Below are 17659 nucleotides of genomic sequence, written 5' to 3' on the forward strand. Positions count from 1 at the left end.
CGGGCGGATGCGCGGACACTTCCGGCGCCTGGTGACGGCGTTCGTACGGCGGGCCGGCATCGGCGCGGGCCTGAGATGGAAGCTCAGCGCGGCCATCGCGCTGGTCGGCGCGCTGGTGGCGGTCGCGCTCAGCCTGGTCGTGCACAACGCGGCCCGGGTGTCGATGCTGGACAACGCGCGCGACCTGGCCGACGAGCGCATCATGATCGCCCAGCGGAACTACGAGCTGTCCGGGCGGCTGAACTTCCCCAACACCAAGATCGACGACCCGCAGCTGCCCACGGAGCTGCGCGCCAAGGTCGAGGAGGGCCGCCGCGCCACGTACGTCGCCGACCGGGGTGGCGCGCCGGACATCTGGGCGGCGGTGCCGCTGAAGAACGGGCACGTGATGTCGCTGCACTCCGGCTTCACCGACCGCAGCTCGGACATCCTGAAGGACCTCGACCAGGCCCTGTGGATCGGCTCCACCGCGACCGTGCTGGGCGGCTGCGCGCTCGGGGTGCTCATCGGCGGTCATCTGTCCCGGCGGCTGCGCAAGGCGGCCACGGCCGCCAACCGGGTCGCGGGGGGCGAGACGGACGTACGGGTGCGGGACGCCATCGGCGGGGTGGTGCGGGACGAGACCGACGACCTGGCCAGCGCGGTCGACGCCATGGCGGACGCGCTGCGGCAGCGGCTTGAGGCCGAGCGCCGGGTGACCGCCGACATCGCCCACGAGCTGCGCACCCCGGTGACCGGCCTGCTCACCGCGGCGGAGCTGCTGCCGCCGGGCCGGCCCACGGAGCTGGTGCAGGACCGGGCGCGGGCGATGCGCACCCTCGTCGAGGACGTCCTGGAGGTCGCCCGGCTCGACAGCGCCTCCGAACGGGCCGAGCTGCAGGACATCCTGCTCGGCGAGTTCGTCGCCCGCCGGGTCACGGCGAAGGACCCGGACGTGGTGGTGCGCGTGAGGCACGAGTCGGAGGTCACCACCGACCCGCGGCGGCTGGAGCGGGTGCTGTTCAACCTGCTCGCCAACGCCGCCCGGCACGGCGCCCCGCCCATCGAGGTCACCGTGGAGGGCCGGGTCGTCCGGGTCCGCGACCACGGGCCCGGCTTCCCGGAGGACCTGCTCGCAGAAGGGCCGAGCCGCTTCCGCACGGGCAGCGCGGACCGGGCGGGCCGGGGCCACGGCCTGGGCCTGACCATCGCGGCGGGCCAGGCCCGCGTCCTGGGCGCCCGCCTGACCTTCCGCAACGTCCGCCCGGCCGGCACCCCGCCCGGCACACCCCCCGAGGGCGCCGCGGCCGTCCTGTGGCTTCCGGAACACGCCCCGACGAACACGGGGAGCTATCCGGTGCTGGGGCAGTGAGCGGGCCTCCGGGGCACGTCGCCGCCCCGGAAGCCCGTGAGCCTCAGACCGTCTCGGGCGCCGGCGCGGGGGCGTCCTCCCGCTGGGGGCCCGCGCCCTTCAGCGGGACCTCCTTGACGAAGACCGCCGCCGCCAGCGACAGCACGGCGACGGCCGCGCCCAGCAGGAACGCACCGTGCGTGCCCGAGGAGACCGCGTGCTGGTACGCCTCGCGGGCCGCCTCCGGGAGCTTCGCCAGGCTCGCGGCGTCGAGCTGGGCGGACTGCTCGGTCACCTTGGAGCCCAGCGCGCCCGTCCGCTCCGCCATGACGTCCTGGACGCGGTGGTTGAACAGCGCGCCCATGACCGCGACGCCGAAGGACGAGCCGAGGGTGCGGAACAGGGTGGTCGTGGAGGAGGCCACGCCCATGTCCTTCAGCTCCACGCTGTTCTGCGCGACCAGCATGGTGATCTGCATCAGACAGCCCATGCCGAGGCCCACGACGGCCATGAAGACGCCGGAGGTGAGGCGGGAGGTCCCGGTGTCCATCGTCGACAGCAGGTACAGGCCGACGACGAGCAGGGCGCTGCCCGCCACCGGGAAGACCTTGTAGCGGCCGGTGTTCGTGGTGACCCGGCCCGCGACCATCGAGGTGACCAGCATCGCGCCGAGCATCGGCAGGAGCAGCAGACCGGAGTTGGTGGCCGAGGCGCCCTGCACGGACTGCTGGTACAGCGGCAGGAAGAGCGTCGCGCCGAACATCACGAAGCCCACGATGAAGCCGATGACCGACATCAGCGTGAAGTTGCCGCTGCGGAAGATGTGCAGCGGCACCACCGGCTCGGCGGCCCGGGTCTGCCAGAACACGAAGCCGACCAGGGACGCGACGCCGAGGGCGATCAGCTCCATGATCCGCGTGGAGGTCCAGGCGTACTCGGTGCCGCCCCAGGTGGTGACCAGGACGATCGCGGTGATGCCGACGGTCAGCAGCGCCACCCCGAGGTAGTCGATGCCCGCCTGCGACCGCTTCCTCGGCAGGTGCAGCACCGCGCCGACCGCGGCGAGGGCGATCACGCCGAGCGGCAGGTTGATGTAGAAGGCCCAGCGCCAGCCCCAGTTGTCGGTGATGGTGCCGCCGACGAGCGGCCCGCCGATCATCGCGAGGGCCATCACGGCGGCCATCATGCCCTGGTACTTGCCGCGCTCCCGGGGCGGGATCAGGTCACCGATGATCGCCATGACGCCGACCATCAGACCGCCCGCGCCGAGGCCCTGCAACGCGCGGAAGGCGATGAGCTGCCCCATGTCCTGCGCCATGCCGCTGAGCGCGGAGCCGATCAGGAAGATGACGATGGAGGTGATGAACGAGCCCTTGCGCCCGTACATGTCGCCGATCTTGCCCCACACCGGGGTGGAGGCCGCGGTGGCCAGCGTGTACGCCGTGACCACCCAGGAAAGGTGCTCCAGGCCGCCCAGCTCGCCCACGATCGTGGGCATCGCGGTGCCGATGATCATGTTGTCGAGCATCGCGAGCATCATCGCGATCATGAGGGCGAGCAGCACCACCCGCACACTGCGCGGCTGTTTCCCGCCGTCCGTCGGGGCGGCCCCCGCCGCCACTGTGTCCGTCATGGATCCCACTCCCCCGGCCACCCTCGGTGGCCCGTCTTTACTTACTTGCCGCCCGGCTAGTTGACTACGACGGGAAGCTAGTCGCGTAACTAGCCGGGCGTCAAGTAAGTTTTCGTCAAGAGGGTCCGAGCGGAAAGATGGGCGGCACCATGGACGGCACCAAGCAGCGGCGCCGCGGGAACACCCGCCAGCGCATCCAGGAAGTGGCGCTCGAACTCTTCGCCGAGCAGGGCTACGAGAAGACCTCGCTGCGGGAGATCGCCGAGCGGCTGGACGTCACCAAGGCGGCGCTCTACTACCACTTCAAGACCAAGGAAGAGATCCTCGTCTCCATCTTCGAGGACCTCTCCCGGCCGATCGAGGACCTGATCGAGTGGGGGCGCCTGCAGCCGCACTCGCTGGAGACCAAGCAGGAGATCATCCGCCGTTACAGCGCGGCGCTGATGGAGGCCGCCCCGCTCTTCCGCTTCATGCAGGAGAACCAGGCGGCCATCCGCGAGCTGCGCATCGGGGACATGTTCAAGACGAAGATGCTCGGGCTGCGGGACATCCTCATCGACCCCGACGCCGACCTGGTCGACCAGGTGCGCTGCATCAGCGCCCTGTTCACTCTGCACGCCGGGATGCATGTGCTCCAGGAAGTCGAAAGCGACCCCGGGAAGCGGCATGAAGCCGTTCTCGAGGTCGCCGTCGATCTGATCACCCAGGCCCACCGGGGCTCGGCGGGCGGCTAGGCGGTCGCTTCCGCCCGCTCCCCGTGGGTCAGACCGTCACGCCGTGGCTGCGAAGGAACTTCGCGGGGTCGACGGCGGAGCCGTAGTTCGGGGTCGTGCGGATCTCGAAGTGCAGGTGCGGACCGCTGGAGTTGCCGGTGTTGCCGGACGAGGCGATCTTCTGGCCGGTCTTCACGACCTGGCCGACCTTCACGTGCACGGACGACAGGTGGGCGTACTGGGAGTACGTCTTGTTGCCGTGCTTGATCACGATGGCGTTGCCGTACGCGGGACCGTCACCGGCGCCGTTGCCGCCGGCCTTGACGACCGTGCCGCCGTGGGCGGCCATCACCGGGGTGCCGGTCGGGACGGCGTAGTCCTGGCCGGAGTGCTTGTGCGCCCACATGCCGCCGTTCTGCGCGAAGCTCGCCGACAGCTTGTAGGACTTCACCGGGTCGATCCAGGAGGCGGCCTTCTTCTTGGCCGCGGCCTTCGCCGCCTTCTTGGCCTGCGCGGCCTTGGCGGCAGCGGCCTTCTTCGCCTCGGCGGCCTTCTGCGCCTTGGCGGCCTGCGCCTGGACGGCCTTCGCCTGCGTCTCGGCGGCCTTGGACTGGGCGGCCGCCTGCGCCTGCACGGCGCCGGCCGCACCGGAGGCGGCCGTGTTGTCGACGGCGGCCGCGACCCCGGCTCCCAGGACGACCGAGGTGCCCAGGCCGGCGGCCAGGACGGCCGCACGGGTACGGGTGGCGGACGTGCGGGGGAAACGGGACGTGACGCGCTCGAACATCGAAACCTCATGGGGGAGGGGACAGAGGAGAACCACCGGCTCACGGGACCCGCGGCGTGGTGGCCATTCAGTGGTAACCCTTTCGCCCGAAAAGCCGCAAAGGTGTGACCTACGACGTAAATTCGTAGATACAGACCGGTATGCATAGCCCCTGAGACGCGGCTCACAGGGCCCCAAAGCCCCATTTCAAGCCGATCGTGCGCTATATCGCCCGTAATGTCCGATGTAGTTTCGGCGCCCCTCTACTATTCCGGGCCGTACGTGACGTGGGTCCTGTGCGGCACGTCACCTGCGGAGTGAAAAAGCGGGTGCAGAAATGTGGCGCAGGCCTCTGGTCGCCTACCGCCCGGTAACCCTACGGTTCACCTCGCGTCACCCTCGCACACGAGCATGCACACGACATGTTGGCAGCGTCACGGACGTGAGAGGACCCCCACGACATGAGAAGCCGACGCCCCTGGTTGCGCCGCGTATCGGTGACCGCCGTCTCCGCGACCGCCCTGGTGGCCCTCGCCGCACCCGCCGAGGCCACACCCTCCACAGCGGCCCCCACGACGGCCACCGCCGCCCTCCCGGCCACCGCCCCCGCCCTCGCGGCGGACGTCGACTACGACACCTGGCAGCGTGACTGCAGGGCCGTCATGGACCAGGCCCTGCCCTATGTGCAGCAGCGCATCGCCGACGCCCGGCCGGGCGAGAAGCAGGCGATCGTCCTCGACATCGACAACACCGCCCTGGAGACCGATTTCGGCTTCAGCTTCCCGCAGCCCGCCAACGAGCCCGTCCTGGAGGTCGCCCGGTACGCCGAGCAGCGCGGGGTCGACCTGTTCTTCGTCACCGCCCGGCCCGGCATCATCTACGCGCCCACCGAGTGGAACCTCGACCACGCCGGCTACGAGTCCTCCGGCCTGTACGTCCGGAGCTTCGTCGACCTCTTCCGGAACGTCGCCGAGTACAAGACGGCCCAGCGTGTCGCCATCGAGCGCAAGGGCTACACGATCATCGCCAACATCGGCAACAGCGCCACCGACCTCTCCGGCGGCCACGCCGAGCGCACCTTCAAGCTCCCGGACTACGACGGCCGGCTCTCCTGACCCCCCCCGGACATACGAAAGGGGCCGGCACCCTCGCGGGTGCCGGCCCCTCTCACAGGCCTTGAGGCAGGGCGCTTACGCGTCCTTGCTCAGGTTCGGACCGGCGCCGCCGGCCGCCTGCTCGATCGGCGGGACGTCGGGCAGGGCCGACTTCTCCTCGCCGCGGAAGGTGAAGGTCTGCGCCTCGCCCTCGCCCTCGGTGTCCACGACCACGATGTGACCGGGACGCAGCTCGCCGAAGAGGATCTTCTCCGACAGCGAGTCCTCGATCTCCCGCTGGATGGTCCGGCGCAGCGGCCGGGCGCCCAGCACGGGGTCGTAGCCCTTCTTGGACAGCAGCTCCTTGGCGGACTGGGAGAGCTCGATGCCCATGTCCCGGTCCTTCAGGCGCTCGTCCACCTTGTCGATCATCAGGTCGACGATCCGCAGGATGTCGCCCTGGGTCAGCTGCGGGAAGACCACCACGTCGTCGACGCGGTTGAGGAACTCGGGCCGGAAGTGCTGCTTGAGCTCGTCCGAGACCTTGTTCTTCATGCGCTCGTAGTTGGTCTTCGTGTCGCCCGCGGCGGCGAAGCCCAGGTTGAAGCCCTTGGAGATGTCCCGGGTGCCGAGGTTGGTCGTCATGATGATGACCGTGTTCTTGAAGTCGACGACCCGGCCCTGGGAGTCGGTCAGGCGACCGTCCTCCAGGATCTGCAGCAGCGAGTTGAAGATGTCCGGGTGGGCCTTCTCGACCTCGTCGAAGAGGACGACCGAGAACGGCTTGCGGCGCACCTTCTCCGTCAGCTGGCCGCCCTCCTCGTAGCCCACGTAGCCGGGGGGCGAACCGAAGAGACGCGACACCGTGTGCTTCTCGCTGAACTCCGACATGTCGAGGGAGATCAGCGCGTCCTCGTCGCCGAAGAGGAACTCCGCGAGCGCCTTGGACAGCTCCGTCTTACCGACGCCGGACGGACCGGCGAAGATGAACGAGCCACCCGGACGCTTCGGGTCCTTCAGGCCGGCGCGCGTACGGCGGATCGCCTTGGACAGCGCCTTGACGGCGTCGTCCTGGCCGATGACCCGCTTGTGCAGCTCCTCCTCCATGCGGAGCAGGCGGCTGGACTCCTCCTCGGTCAGCTTGAAGACCGGAATGCCGGTGGCGGTCGCGAGGACCTCGGCGATCAGCTCGCCGTCGACCTCGGCGACGACGTCCATGTCGCCGGCCTTCCACTCCTTCTCCCGCTTCGCCTTGGCGGCGAGGAGCTGCTTCTCCTTGTCGCGCAGCGAGGCGGCCTTCTCGAAGTCCTGCGAGTCGATCGCGGACTCCTTGTCGCGGCGGACGCCGGCGATCTTCTCGTCGAACTCACGCAGGTCCGGCGGCGCGGTCATCCGGCGGATGCGCATCCGGGAACCGGCCTCGTCGATCAGGTCGATCGCCTTGTCCGGAAGGAAGCGGTCCGAGATGTACCGGTCGGCCAGGGTGGCGGCCTGGACCAGCGCCTCGTCCGTGATGGAGACGCGGTGGTGCGCCTCGTAGCGGTCGCGCAGGCCCTTGAGGATCTCGATCGTGTGCGGCAGGGACGGCTCGGCGACCTGGATGGGCTGGAAGCGGCGCTCGAGGGCCGCGTCCTTCTCCAGGTGCTTGCGGTACTCGTCCAGCGTGGTCGCACCGATGGTCTGGAGCTCGCCGCGGGCCAGCATCGGCTTGAGGATGCTCGCCGCGTCGATCGCGCCCTCGGCGGCGCCCGCACCGACCAGCGTGTGCAGCTCGTCGATGAACAGGATGATGTCGCCGCGGGTGCGGATCTCCTTGAGCACCTTCTTCAGGCGCTCCTCGAAGTCACCGCGGTAGCGGGAGCCGGCCACCAGGGCGCCGAGGTCCAGGGTGTAGAGGTGCTTGTCCTTGAGGGTCTCGGGCACCTCGCCCTTGACGATGGCCTGGGCGAGGCCCTCGACGACGGCGGTCTTGCCGACGCCGGGCTCACCGATCAGCACCGGGTTGTTCTTGGTACGGCGGGACAGCACCTGCATGACCCGCTCGATCTCCTTCTCGCGCCCGATGACCGGGTCGAGCTTGGACTCACGAGCGGCCTGGGTGAGGTTCCGGCCGAACTGGTCGAGGACCAGGGACGTGGAAGGCGTGCCCTCCGCAGGACCGCCGGCGGTGGCGGTCTCCTTGCCCTGGTAACCGGAGAGCAGCTGGATCACCTGCTGCCGCACGCGGTTCAGATCAGCGCCCAGCTTGACCAGGACCTGGGCGGCGACGCCCTCGCCCTCACGGATCAGGCCGAGCAGGATGTGCTCCGTGCCGATGTAGTTGTGGCCCAGCTGAAGGGCCTCGCGGAGCGACAGCTCCAGGACCTTCTTGGCACGGGGGGTGAAGGGGATGTGACCCGACGGGGCCTGCTGGCCCTGCCCGATGATCTCCTCCACCTGCTGGCGGACCGCCTCGAGCGAAATCCCGAGGCTCTCAAGGGCCTTGGCGGCGACACCCTCACCCTCGTGGATCAGGCCCAGGAGGATGTGCTCGGTGCCGATGTAGTTGTGGTTGAGCATCCGGGCTTCTTCCTGAGCCAGGACGACAACCCGCCGCGCGCGGTCGGTGAACCTCTCGAACATCGTTAATCGCTCCTCAGAGCGGTCAGGCAGTGGGGGGAACTTCCCCTCCCTGTCCTTCCGCAGCTTAGTCCCGCAAGCGGGGACCGCTCATTCCAACTGCCGACACCGTCGATGGCCTCCTGACCCCGCTCACGCCGACATCTGCTCCAACCCGATGGTGCGAGACGATGTTCCCGCAGGCCAGGCAGTTACCCCCTTCGCCAGTACGCCCGTGGCGAACGGGAGCCGTCCCGCCCTGCGTGTCGCCCCCTCCCACTAGGGATGTCTTACCCGCTGCGACCGACCGTCCATGCCGAGTGCACGGGTTCCCTCCGCTACGGGCGAACAACCTTGCGCCCCGCTTCACCCCCGCACGCCCCCTGTTCGACACCGTGCGCACACGCTCGGGCACCCAGCGTAACCCGGGGGGTCGTCGCGCGTTGCCCCGGGCATGGCCGGTATCCGCTCCGTCGCACTCCCGTCGCCCCGCCGGCCGGGCCTGCCCGCCCGTGAGGTGAGCGAGGGGCGTCACGGTGACCGGACACGCCTCTGGTACGAGAACGTCCTGGGATGGCCCACGGTGCCGGGTGTTCCGCCGCGGCTGGTGGTGGGCGTGCGCTTCGACGTCCTGGACGTGCCCGCGGAGGCGGGCCGTGCGGCACTGGAGCGGCTGGGCGGGGCCGCGGAGGGCTTCCCGGTCGCTGTCCAGGGGGACCGGATGCGGCTGCTGATCGCCGCGGGAGGCGCCGACGAGCTGCCGGGCCTGCTGGAGTGGCTGGACTGGGGCAGGCTCGACCTCGACCTGCGGGCGCTCGGCGAGGGCCGCCTCATGGACGCCCCCGACCCGTGGGACGCCGGGGCCGGGCCGGACGCACCCCGTGGACACCCGGCCGCGGGACGTCCCGGCGACGGGCGCCCGGACAGTCCGCAGGGGGCCGCCGTATGGCTGCGGCCCCCCGAGCCGGGCCGCGAGGCGGAGGCCTCGCTGCCGACGCTGTCGGCGATGGACACGAGGAGCCCGCGAGGGGTTGGTGACGGCCCCCCGGACCTCGTGCGTCTGATCAGCACCGTGGCGACACAGATCCACCGCGTGCGCCTGCGGCGCTCCGGTGCGGGCGCCGCCGCGCAGGGCGTGGGTCAGCCGTTGGCCTTCTCGTAGGCCTCGCGGATGGACGCGGGGACGCGGCCGCGGTCGTTCACCTCGTAACCGTTCTCCTTGGCCCAGGCGCGGATGGCCGCGGTGTCCTGGCTGCCGCCCGAGGAGGAACGCGTCTTTGCGCGCCCGCCGGAAGCGCGGCCCCCGGTACGACGACCGCCCTTCACGTAAGGCTCGAGAAGGCTGCGGAGCTTCTCCGCGTTGGCGGTGGTGAGATCGATCTCGTAGGTCTTGCCGTCCAACGCGAACGTCACGGTCTCGTCCGCCTCGCCGCCGTCGAGGTCGTCGACAAGAAGGACCTGAACCTTCTGTGCCACCGGATTTCCTTTCATCGATAACTTGAGGGCCGGGGTGAGCCGGCGTCCGCCGTATCGCCGCCCCTTGTTATATGCAGTACTGCAGTACTGCGGAAAGCAAACCGCTTTTGCCGTAAAAACACAAACCCCCGGCAGAGGACAGGGGCCCGTGCACGCCCCGGAAACATGCGCGTTTCGGACATAGGGCACCCGCATAGTGACCCTGACACAGATCACAGATGCAGAAGCATCCGGCTGTTGCCCAAGGTGTTCGGTTTCACGCGTTCGAGACCCAGGAACTCCGCGACACCCTCGTCATAGGAGCGCAGCAACTCCGCGTACACATCGCGGTCGACGGGTGTCTCACCGATCTCCACGAAGCCGTGCTTGCCGAAGAAGTCCACTTCGAAGGTCAGACAGAAAACGCGTCGAACACCGAGCCAGCGGGCCGTCTGCAGCAACTTCTCCAGCAGGCGGTGGCCCACGCCCGCGCCCTTCAGGCCCGGCTTCACGGCGAGAGTGCGCACTTCCGCGAGGTCTTCCCACATCACATGCAGGGCGCCGCAGCCTACGACCTCCGCGTTGTCGTCCCGTTCCGCGACCCAGAACTCCTGGATGTCCTCGTAAAGCGTCACCATGGCTTTGTCGAGCAGGATGCCCTCGCGGACGTAGACGTCGAGGAGGCGGCGTACGGCCGGCACATCGCTGGTGCGGGCCCGCCGCACGGTCAGGGCATTCGTGGTGACTTCGGGGCTGTCTGCTGACATGGACGGACGCTATCGCCCGCCGGGCTCGTCGCGAGAGGCGGGGTTCTCGTCGACCGGAGTACCGGCGTTGTCGCCGTCGGCTTCGGTGGTTTGCGGGAGCTGGACGATCCGCATGGCGTCCTGGAGAGCCTGCCGCTGTTCCTCGCTCATCATGCCGAAGAACGCGACGAGAGCCGCGGCGGCGTTGTCGCTCTGCGACCACGCCTCGTTCATGAGGGCGGCGGCGTAGGCGGCGCGGGTGGAGACCGCCTCATATCGATAGGCGCGCCCTTCGGACTCCCGGCGCACCCAGCCCTTCTGATGGAGATTGTCCAAAACGGTCATCACCGTGGTGTACGCGATGGACCGTTCCTTCTGGAGATCTTCCAGGACTTCCCGAACGGTCACCGGGCGGTTCCACTTCCAGACCCGCGTCATGACCGCGTCTTCGAGTTCTCCCAATGGGCGAGGCACAACTCAGAACAATAGTGGGAGATCCCGGCAATGGCGTGCCGGACGTGCGTGATGCACCGCCAACCATGCCAAAAGGGGCGTACGACGGCGGGTCGTACGCCCCTGAGCGGCCGGGGTGGTCCCGGTCAGGCGTCGCTCTTGCCGGCGGGCGAGCCTTCCGCCCGGGCGAGGGCCGCGTCGACGGCGGCGTCCTCCTTGGTCTTGTTGGCGCCGCCCTGCGTCTTCACGATGACGCGGATCACGCCGATGAAGAAGACGGCCATGACGACCGGGGGCAGGAGCGCGGAGACGTAGTCCATGCGTCCAGGGTAGCCAGGCAGGCGGGTCAGCCGGCGGCCAGGTGCTGGTCCGGCGGGGGCGTGGCGGGTTTGCGCCGGGGGAAGACCTCGCCGGGGGTGGGCACGGGCCGACGGGTCGGGCGGGGGGCGCCCGGGGCGGGCTCGGGACTCGGGTTCGGCGCCGGGTGGGGCGTCGAGGGCCGCTCCCCGGGCTTCTTCTCCGGCTCCGTGCGCTCCTCCTGGCCCTGGCCCGCGGAGGCCAGGCCCCCGGGCAGGGCGGTCAGCCGGACACGCTCGCAGTGCCGCAGCAGGGCGGCGGCGGTGGGGTTGCCGCGCAGGGCGCGCAGGGCGGCCAGATCGTCCGGCTGCGGCCGGTATCCGGCGCCCAGCGCCTCCTCCAGCAGCGCGAGGTAGCCGGCGGCGGTGCCGGGGAGGGCGGCGCGGTAGCGGCCGAGATCGGCCACCAGAAAGGCGCGCAGCCGGGCGCTTTCGCGCGTCGCCTCGTCGAGGGACGCGGCGAGGCGCAGGCAGTCCTGGACGTCGTCGGCCGTGGCCGGGCTGGGGTGCAGGGCGAGGGCGAGGGCGCGGCGGAGCACACGCAGCTCCTGTGCACCGAACGCCAGGCCGCCGCGGGATCCGTAGGGCGTGGGCATGCTGCGACGATACGCGCTAATCAGACAAATCCGCACAAAGATCGCCAGTGTGGCGCGCCCACCACCCGGGTGGGCGGGGTGCGGGGCAGCCCGGCGCAGGTGGACAGCCCGCCGAAGACACCGGGTGAAGCCGCACGGCGGCCCCACGTGGGGCCGCCGTGCGCCCGCGGGCAGGAGGCGGGCGGGCAGCCGGGCCGCACGAGCGCGTGGCCGCAGCGCGGGACGCCGCACCCCGCTGCCGCCCGGGGCGGGCAGGGTGCGGCCCGCGGGAGCGGGTGCTACATGCGGGACACGTTCCGCTCGTAGACCAGGCGGAGGCCGATCAGGGTCAGCCAGGGTTCGTGCTCGTCGATGACCGTCGCCTCGCCCAGGACCATCGGGGCGAGACCGCCCGTGGCGATGACCGTGACGTCGTCCGGGTCGTCGGCCAGTTCCCGCGCCATCCGGTTGACCACGCCGTCGACCTGGCCGGCGAAGCCGTAGACGATGCCGGACTGCATCGCCGCGACCGTGTTCTTGCCGATCACCGTGCGCGGGCGGGCCACCTCGATCTTGCGGAGCTGGGCGGCCTTGACGCCGAGCGCCTCGACCGAGATCTCGATGCCGGGCGCGATGACCCCGCCGACGTACTCCCCGCGCGCGGAGACCGCGTCGAACGTCGTCGCCGTGCCGAAGTCGACGACGATCGCCGGGCCGCCGTACAGCTCGTTGGCGGCGACCGCGTTGATGATGCGGTCGGCGCCGACCTCCTTGGGGTTGTCGAACTGGATCGGCACGCCCGTCTTCACGCCCGGCTCCACGAGGACCGCGGGCACGTCGCCGTAGTAGCGGCGGGTGACCTCGCGCAGTTCGTGCAGCACGGACGGGACGGTCGCGCAGATGGCGATGCCGTCGATGCCGTCGCCCAGCTCCTCGCCCAGCAGCGGGTGCATGCCCATCAGGCCCTGGAGGAGCACGGCCAGCTCGTCCGCCGTGCGCCGCGCGTCCGTGGAGATGCGCCAGTGCTCGACGATCTCGTCGCCGTCGAACAGGCCGAGAACGGTGTGCGTGTTGCCCACGTCGATGGTCAGCAGCATGGCCGGTCCTACTCCGCAGCGCGCAGGTCGAGGCCGATGTCGAGGATCGGCGAGGAGTGGGTCAGGGCGCCCACGGCGAGGTAGTCGACGCCCGTGTCGGCGTACGCCTTGGCGTTGGCCAGGGTGAGGCGACCGGACGCCTCCAGCGCCGCGCGGCCGTCGACGAGGGCGACCGCCTCCTCGCACTCGACGGGCGTGAAGTTGTCCAGCAGGATCAGGTCGGCGCCCGCGTCCAGCACCTCGCGGAGCTGGTGCAGGGTGTCGACCTCGACCTCGATCGGGACGTCGGGGAAGCGCTCGCGTACGGCCTTGAAGGCCTGCGCGACGCCGCCGGCGGCCACCACGTGGTTGTCCTTGACCAGCGCCGCGTCCGACAGGGACATGCGGTGGTTCACGCCGCCGCCGCAGCGCACCGCGAACTTCTCCAGGCTGCGCAGCCCCGGCGTGGTCTTGCGGGTGTCGCGCACCTTCGCCTTGGTGCCCTCCAGCGCGTCCGCCCACGCGCGCGTGGCGGTCGCGATGCCGGACAGGCGGCACAGCAGGTTCAGCGCGCTGCGCTCGGCGGTGAGGAGGTCGCGGGTGCGGGTGGTGACCGACAGCAGGACCTGGCCGGCCTCCACGCGGTCGCCGTCCTCCACGTGCCGCTCGACCTCGAACTCCTCGGTGCAGACGATCGACATGACCGCCTCGGCGACCCGCAGGCCGGCCACCGTGCCCGCCTCGCGGGCGGTGAAGTCGGCGGTGGCGACGGCGTCCTCGGGGATGGTCGCGACCGTGGTCACGTCCACGCCGTGCGCCAGGTCCTCCTGGAGGGCCACGTTGGCGATGTCCTCGACCTCGACGGGGTCGAGCCCCGCGTCGGCAAGGAGCTGGGCGAGCGCGGGGTCGAGCCCGCACTCCAGGTAGGCGTCCTCCTCGCCCGCGCCGCAGGCACAGCCGTCGCCACAGCCGCCGGAGGAGACGAGGGGAAGGTCGGGGGTGGTCACTGCTGTCACTGCTCCTGGGCCTGGGGGAGGGTCGGGGGGAAGTCTGTGGTGTCGGTGGTGCGCACCGCCAGCGATCGGTCGGGATTCAGCCGTACGACGATGTGGCGGCGCCATGCCGTGTCGTCGCGCTCGGGACGGTCCTCGCGCCAGTGGCAGCCGCGGGTCTCCTCGCGCTGCCGGGCCGCCGCCACGAGCACACGGGCGACGCACAGCAGGTTGGTGGCCTCCCAGGTGTCGACGCCCGGCTCAGCGGTCTTGCCGTTCTCGTCGAGGGCGTCGCGCGCGTCGGCGTGCAGCCGGTGCAGACGGTCGGCGGCCTCGGCGAGGGACGCCTCGGAGCGCAGCACGCCCGCGCCGCGGGTCATGATCCGCTGGATGGCGAAGCGCGCCTCGGGCGGGAGCAGCGGGTGCGCGGGGCGCTCCGCCGTGGGCAGCGGCTGCGGCACGCGCGTGTGGAGGCCGGTGGCGGCGATGTCGGCGGCGATGCGCTCGGCGTAGACCAGGCCCTCGAGGAGCGAGTTGGACGCGAGCCGGTTGGCGCCGTGCACGCCGGTGCAGGCGACCTCCCCGCACGCGTACAGCCCCGGCACGGTGGTGCGGCCGCGGGAGTCGGTGCGGACGCCGCCGGAGGCGTAGTGGGCGGCCGGGGCGACCGGCACGGGCTGGGTGACGGGGTCGATGCCGTGGGCGCGGCAGGCGGCCAGGATCGTCGGGAAGCGGTGCTCCCACATCTCGGCGCCGAAGTGCCGGGCGTCGAGGTACATGTGCTCGGCGTCGTTGTCCAGCATGCGGCGCACGATGCCCTTGGCGACGACGTCGCGGGGCGCCAGCTCGGCCAGCTCGTGCTGCCCCAGCATGAAGCGCACGCCGTCGGCGTCCACCAGGTGGGCGCCCTCACCGCGCACCGCCTCGGAGACCAGCGGCTGCTGGCCCTCCGCGTCCGGGCCGAGGAACAGCACCGTGGGGTGGAACTGGACGAACTCCAGGTCGCTCACCTCGGCGCCCGCGCGCAGGGCGAGGGCGACGCCGTCACCGGTGGAGACGGCCGGGTTGGTGGTCGCGGAGAACACCTGGCCCATGCCGCCGGTGGCGAGCACCACGGCGGGCGCGTGGACCGCGCCCACGCCGTCGTGCTGGCCCTCTCCCATGACGTGCAGGGTGACGCCGGCGGTGCGGCCCTCGGCGTCGGTGAGCAGGTCCAGGACGAGCGCGTTCTCGATCGTGCGGAGCCCTCGCGCGCGGACCGCCTCGACCAGGGCGCGGGAGATCTCCGCGCCGGTGGCGTCGCCGCCCGCGTGGGCGATGCGGCGCCGGTGGTGGCCGCCCTCGCGGGTGAGTTCCAGGCCGCCGTCGGTGGACTCGTCGAACTGCGCGCCGGTCGCGATGAGCCGCCGTACGGCGTCGGGGCCCTCGGTGACCAGGATGCGCACCGCCTCCTCGTCGCACAGGCCCGCGCCTGCGACCAGGGTGTCGTCGAGGTGCTGCTGGGGGGTGTCGCCCTCGCCGAGGGCCGCGGCGATGCCGCCCTGCGCCCAGCGGGTCGAGCCGTCGTCGAGGCGCGCCTTGGTGACCACCACGGTGGTGAGTCCCGCGGCCTCGCAGCGCAGGGCGGCGGTGAGCCCGGCGACGCCGGAGCCGACGACCACGACGTCCGCGTCGATGGACCACCCCGGGGCGGGGGCGTGCAGCCGTATGCCTGTAGTGGTCACGAGGCGTCTCCGAACGTTCCGAAGGTCAGGGGGAGGTTGTCGATCAGCCGGGTGGAGCCCACGCGCGCGGCGACCGCCAGGACGGCCTCGCCGGTGAAGTCGTCGCCGATCTCGGTGAAGTCGGACGGGTCGACCAGCGCCAGGTAGTCCAGCCGCAGCGGCGGGTCGAGGCGGGCGGCCTCGTCCAGCACCAGGCGGGCGGCGGCACGGACCGCGGCGGGCCCGCCGGCGGTGGTGGCGACGGCGTGCGCGTCGGCGGCGGCGCGGGACTCGCCGATCGCGCTGAGCGCCTCGGCACGCGCGCGCGTGGCGGGCACCTCGCGGGCGCGGGCGCGCAGCGCCTCCTGCGCGGCGTGCCGGTCGCGGCCCGCGAACAGGGCCTGCGACAGGGCGAGCGCGGTGCGCCGCTCGGCGGGCGAGAGGTAGCGGTTGCGGCTGGACAGGGCGAGCCCGTCCTCCTCGCGGACGGTGGGGACACCGACGATCTCCACCCCGAAGTTCAGGTCGCGCACCATGCGCCGGATCAGGGCGAGCTGCTGGGCGTCCTTCTGCCCGTAGAGAGCGACGTCGGGGCGGGTGAGGTGCAGCAGCTTCGCCACGACGGTGAGCATGCCGTCGAAGTGGCCGGGGCGGGAGGCGCCCTCCAGCCGCTCGCCCATGGGGCCGGCGCTGATCCTCACCTGGGGTTCGCCGCCGGGGTAGACCTCGTCGACGGACGGGGCGAACACGGCGTCCGCGCCGGACTTCCCGGCCAGCTCGACGTCGGCGTCCAGGGTGCGCGGGTAGCGGTCCAGGTCCTCGCCGGCGCCGAACTGCAGCGGGTTGACGAAGACGGTGACGACGACCTCGCCCTCGGGTCCCGCGATCCTCCGGGCGGTGCGGATCAGCGTGGCGTGGCCCTCGTGCAGCGCGCCCATGGTCATCACGACGGCACGGCGGCCGACACGCGCGCGGGCCCGCAGGTCGGCGGCGGTGCGCAGCAGGGAGGCGGTCATCGGGCGGCTCCGTTCCGGGACGCGCGCGGGGGCGTACGGGTGGGGTGGGGGCGGGAGGTGCGGGCGGCGCCGCTCATGTCGCGTCCCCCGGGGTCTCTCCGGGGCCGGCGGCCGCGTCGGACGGGCTGGCGAGCACCCCGAGGAGGGGCTCGGCGAGCTCCGGCTTCAGCAGCCCGTGGGCGAGGGCGCGGTCGGCGGTGGCGCGGGCCATGGCCAGGTATCCGGCGACGGTCCCGGGTGCGTGCTCGCGCAACTCGGCGATATGCGCCGCGACCGTGCCGGCGTCGCCCCGGGCGACCGGTCCGGTGAGGGCCGCGTCGCCGGAGCGCAGGGCGTTGTCGAGGGCGGCGCCGAGCAGCGGGCCGAGCATCCGGTCGGGGGCGCCGACGCCCGCGGTGCGCAGCAGCTCCAGGGACTGGGCCACCAGGGTGACCAGGTGGTTGGCGCCCAGGGCGAGGGCCGCGTGGTAGAGCGGGCGGTTCTCCTCGGCGATCCACTCGGGCTCGCCGCCCATCTCGATGACCAGCGCCTCGGCGGCCAGCCGCAGCTCGTCGGGCGCGGTGACGCCGAAGGAGCATCCGGCGAGCCGCTGCACGTCCACGGGGGTGCCGGTGAACGTCATCGCCGGGTGCAGGGCGAGCGGCAGCGCGCCCGCGCGCAGGGCGGGGTCGAGGACCTTCGCGCCGTAACGCCCGGAGGTGTGCACGAGGAGCTGGCCGGGGCGCACGGCGCCGGTCTCGGCGAGTCCGGTGACCAGTTCGGGCAGGGCGTCGTCGGGGACGGTGAGCAGCACCAGCTCGGACCGCTCCAGCACCTCCGCGGGCGGCACCACCGGCACGTCCGGCAGCATCTCCTCGGCGCGCCTGCGGGAGGCGTCGGAGACGGCGGAGACGGCCACCGGGCGGTGCCCGGCGAGCTGCAGGGACGCGGCGAGGGCGGGGCCCACACGTCCGGCGCCTACGACGCCGACCGTGAGCCGCGCGGGGCGGTCCCGGGGATCGGGCTGTGGGGTTGTGTTCACGCGACGGCGGCCTTCCCGTTCCAGTCCGCTCGGGGTACCGGACGATTTCTCGTCATGTTAACGCGATCGGTTCCGGCGGCCACCGGTTGTCCACAGGCTGTGGGTTTCCGTGGACACGACGGACCGTCCACG

The 17659-nt window shown here is 71.7% G+C and carries 17 protein-coding genes; 4 read left to right on the forward strand and 13 right to left on the reverse strand.

The window, feature by feature from the left end; genetic code table 11:
* The first annotated feature begins 7 nt into the window (after positions 1-7).
* Complete coding sequence (cseC, locus tag ELQ39_RS13690; RefSeq protein ID WP_242592043.1) at positions 8-1351, forward strand: two-component system sensor histidine kinase CseC; 1344 nt, start codon at positions 8-10, stop codon at positions 1349-1351.
* Between the two features lie 43 nt (positions 1352-1394).
* Here cseC and ELQ39_RS13695 read toward each other — a convergent pair whose 3' ends face one another.
* Positions 1395-2963: an MDR family MFS transporter gene (locus ELQ39_RS13695; protein ID WP_242592044.1), complete on the reverse strand. Its 1569-nt coding sequence runs from the start codon at positions 2961-2963 to the stop codon at positions 1395-1397.
* Positions 2964-3100: 137 nt separating this feature from the next.
* Between ELQ39_RS13695 and ELQ39_RS13700 the strand changes: the two genes are divergently transcribed.
* Positions 3101-3697: a TetR/AcrR family transcriptional regulator gene (locus ELQ39_RS13700; protein ID WP_242592045.1), complete on the forward strand. Its 597-nt coding sequence runs from the start codon at positions 3101-3103 to the stop codon at positions 3695-3697.
* Positions 3698-3725: 28 nt separating this feature from the next.
* Here the strand turns inward: ELQ39_RS13700 and ELQ39_RS13705 are convergent, their stop codons facing one another.
* Positions 3726-4463: a M23 family metallopeptidase gene (locus ELQ39_RS13705; RefSeq protein WP_190004791.1), complete on the reverse strand. Its 738-nt coding sequence runs from the start codon at positions 4461-4463 to the stop codon at positions 3726-3728.
* A gap of 440 nt (positions 4464-4903) precedes the next feature.
* Here ELQ39_RS13705 and ELQ39_RS13710 point away from each other — a divergent pair, with 440 nt between their 5' ends.
* Complete coding sequence (locus ELQ39_RS13710) at positions 4904-5557, forward strand: HAD family acid phosphatase (protein WP_242592046.1); 654 nt, start codon at positions 4904-4906, stop codon at positions 5555-5557.
* 75 nt (positions 5558-5632) lie between these two features.
* On the opposite strand, the gene ELQ39_RS13715 is transcribed toward ELQ39_RS13710, so the two are convergent.
* Positions 5633-8158 carry an AAA family ATPase gene (locus ELQ39_RS13715; RefSeq protein ID WP_190004789.1) on the reverse strand — a complete coding sequence of 842 codons (2526 nt, stop codon included), beginning with the start codon at positions 8156-8158 and terminating at the stop codon, positions 5633-5635.
* A 430-nt stretch (positions 8159-8588) separates the two neighbouring features.
* Here ELQ39_RS13715 and ELQ39_RS13720 point away from each other — a divergent pair, with 430 nt between their 5' ends.
* Complete coding sequence (locus tag ELQ39_RS13720) at positions 8589-9296, forward strand: SCO3374 family protein (protein ID WP_242592047.1); 708 nt, start codon at positions 8589-8591, stop codon at positions 9294-9296.
* On the opposite strand, the gene ELQ39_RS13725 is transcribed toward ELQ39_RS13720, so the two are convergent.
* The 10 genes from ELQ39_RS13725 to ELQ39_RS13770 form a co-directional block, all read right to left on the reverse strand.
* Positions 9275-9610, reverse strand: coding sequence for a histone-like nucleoid-structuring protein Lsr2 (locus tag ELQ39_RS13725; RefSeq protein ID WP_242592048.1), 336 nt, complete (start codon positions 9608-9610; stop codon positions 9275-9277). The two genes, ELQ39_RS13720 and ELQ39_RS13725, sit on opposite strands and share 22 nt — an antisense overlap.
* A 212-nt stretch (positions 9611-9822) precedes the next feature.
* Entirely contained in the window at positions 9823-10356 is a 534-nt protein-coding gene (locus ELQ39_RS13730) for an amino-acid N-acetyltransferase (RefSeq protein ID WP_190004786.1), read from the reverse strand.
* Positions 10357-10365: 9 nt separating this feature from the next.
* Positions 10366-10773: a BlaI/MecI/CopY family transcriptional regulator gene (locus ELQ39_RS13735; RefSeq protein ID WP_242592049.1), complete on the reverse strand. Its 408-nt coding sequence runs from the start codon at positions 10771-10773 to the stop codon at positions 10366-10368.
* A 161-nt stretch (positions 10774-10934) separates the two neighbouring features.
* On the reverse strand, positions 10935-11108 hold the full coding sequence (locus tag ELQ39_RS13740; RefSeq protein WP_242592050.1) for a hypothetical protein: 174 nt from the start codon (positions 11106-11108) through the stop codon (positions 10935-10937).
* A gap of 26 nt (positions 11109-11134) precedes the next feature.
* Entirely contained in the window at positions 11135-11740 is a 606-nt protein-coding gene (locus ELQ39_RS13745) for a hypothetical protein (RefSeq protein ID WP_242592051.1), read from the reverse strand.
* Positions 11741-12018: 278 nt separating this feature from the next.
* The gene (locus tag ELQ39_RS13750) at positions 12019-12816 is read right to left on the reverse strand and encodes a type III pantothenate kinase (protein WP_048459544.1); all 798 of its coding nucleotides are present in this window, start codon (positions 12814-12816) and stop codon (positions 12019-12021) included.
* 8 nt (positions 12817-12824) lie between these two features.
* Complete coding sequence (gene nadC / locus ELQ39_RS13755; protein ID WP_190004782.1) at positions 12825-13802, reverse strand: carboxylating nicotinate-nucleotide diphosphorylase; 978 nt, start codon at positions 13800-13802, stop codon at positions 12825-12827.
* A 5-nt stretch (positions 13803-13807) separates the two neighbouring features.
* Positions 13808-15511 (reverse strand): L-aspartate oxidase, encoded by a 1704-nt coding sequence (locus ELQ39_RS13760; RefSeq protein ID WP_242592052.1) that lies wholly within the window; start codon positions 15509-15511, stop codon positions 13808-13810.
* The gene (gene panC, locus ELQ39_RS13765) at positions 15508-16506 is read right to left on the reverse strand and encodes a pantoate--beta-alanine ligase (protein ID WP_242592053.1); all 999 of its coding nucleotides are present in this window, start codon (positions 16504-16506) and stop codon (positions 15508-15510) included. The genes ELQ39_RS13760 and panC overlap by 4 nt, the downstream gene beginning before the upstream one ends.
* A gap of 73 nt (positions 16507-16579) precedes the next feature.
* A complete protein-coding gene (locus ELQ39_RS13770; protein WP_242592054.1) occupies positions 16580-17527 on the reverse strand; it encodes a Rossmann-like and DUF2520 domain-containing protein in 948 nt (315 codons plus the stop codon).
* Positions 17528-17659 lie beyond the last annotated feature (132 nt).

Source organism: Streptomyces sp. GB4-14 (assembly GCF_022696125.1).
Taxonomy (GTDB): Bacteria; Actinomycetota; Actinomycetes; order Streptomycetales; family Streptomycetaceae; genus Streptomyces; species Streptomyces werraensis.

Coding starts and splice junctions, on each gene's coding strand:
- ELQ39_RS13715 (WP_190004789.1), bottom strand. CDS start 8,158: ATGTTCGAGAGGTTCACCGACCGCGCGCGGCGGGTTGTCGTCCTGGCT.
- ELQ39_RS13710 (WP_242592046.1), top strand. CDS start 4,904: ATGAGAAGCCGACGCCCCTGGTTGCGCCGCGTATCGGTGACCGCCGTC.
- ELQ39_RS13695 (WP_242592044.1), bottom strand. CDS start 2,963: ATGACGGACACAGTGGCGGCGGGGGCCGCCCCGACGGACGGCGGGAAA.
- ELQ39_RS13735 (WP_242592049.1), bottom strand. CDS start 10,773: ATGACGCGGGTCTGGAAGTGGAACCGCCCGGTGACCGTTCGGGAAGTC.
- ELQ39_RS13740 (WP_242592050.1), bottom strand. CDS start 11,108: ATGGACTACGTCTCCGCGCTCCTGCCCCCGGTCGTCATGGCCGTCTTC.
- cseC (WP_242592043.1), top strand. CDS start 8: ATGCGCGGACACTTCCGGCGCCTGGTGACGGCGTTCGTACGGCGGGCC.
- ELQ39_RS13720 (WP_242592047.1), top strand. CDS start 8,589: ATGGCCGGTATCCGCTCCGTCGCACTCCCGTCGCCCCGCCGGCCGGGC.
- ELQ39_RS13705 (WP_190004791.1), bottom strand. CDS start 4,463: ATGTTCGAGCGCGTCACGTCCCGTTTCCCCCGCACGTCCGCCACCCGT.
- ELQ39_RS13700 (WP_242592045.1), top strand. CDS start 3,101: ATGGGCGGCACCATGGACGGCACCAAGCAGCGGCGCCGCGGGAACACC.
- ELQ39_RS13750 (WP_048459544.1), bottom strand. CDS start 12,816: ATGCTGCTGACCATCGACGTGGGCAACACGCACACCGTTCTCGGCCTG.
- ELQ39_RS13745 (WP_242592051.1), bottom strand. CDS start 11,740: ATGCCCACGCCCTACGGATCCCGCGGCGGCCTGGCGTTCGGTGCACAG.
- panC (WP_242592053.1), bottom strand. CDS start 16,506: ATGACCGCCTCCCTGCTGCGCACCGCCGCCGACCTGCGGGCCCGCGCG.
- ELQ39_RS13730 (WP_190004786.1), bottom strand. CDS start 10,356: ATGTCAGCAGACAGCCCCGAAGTCACCACGAATGCCCTGACCGTGCGG.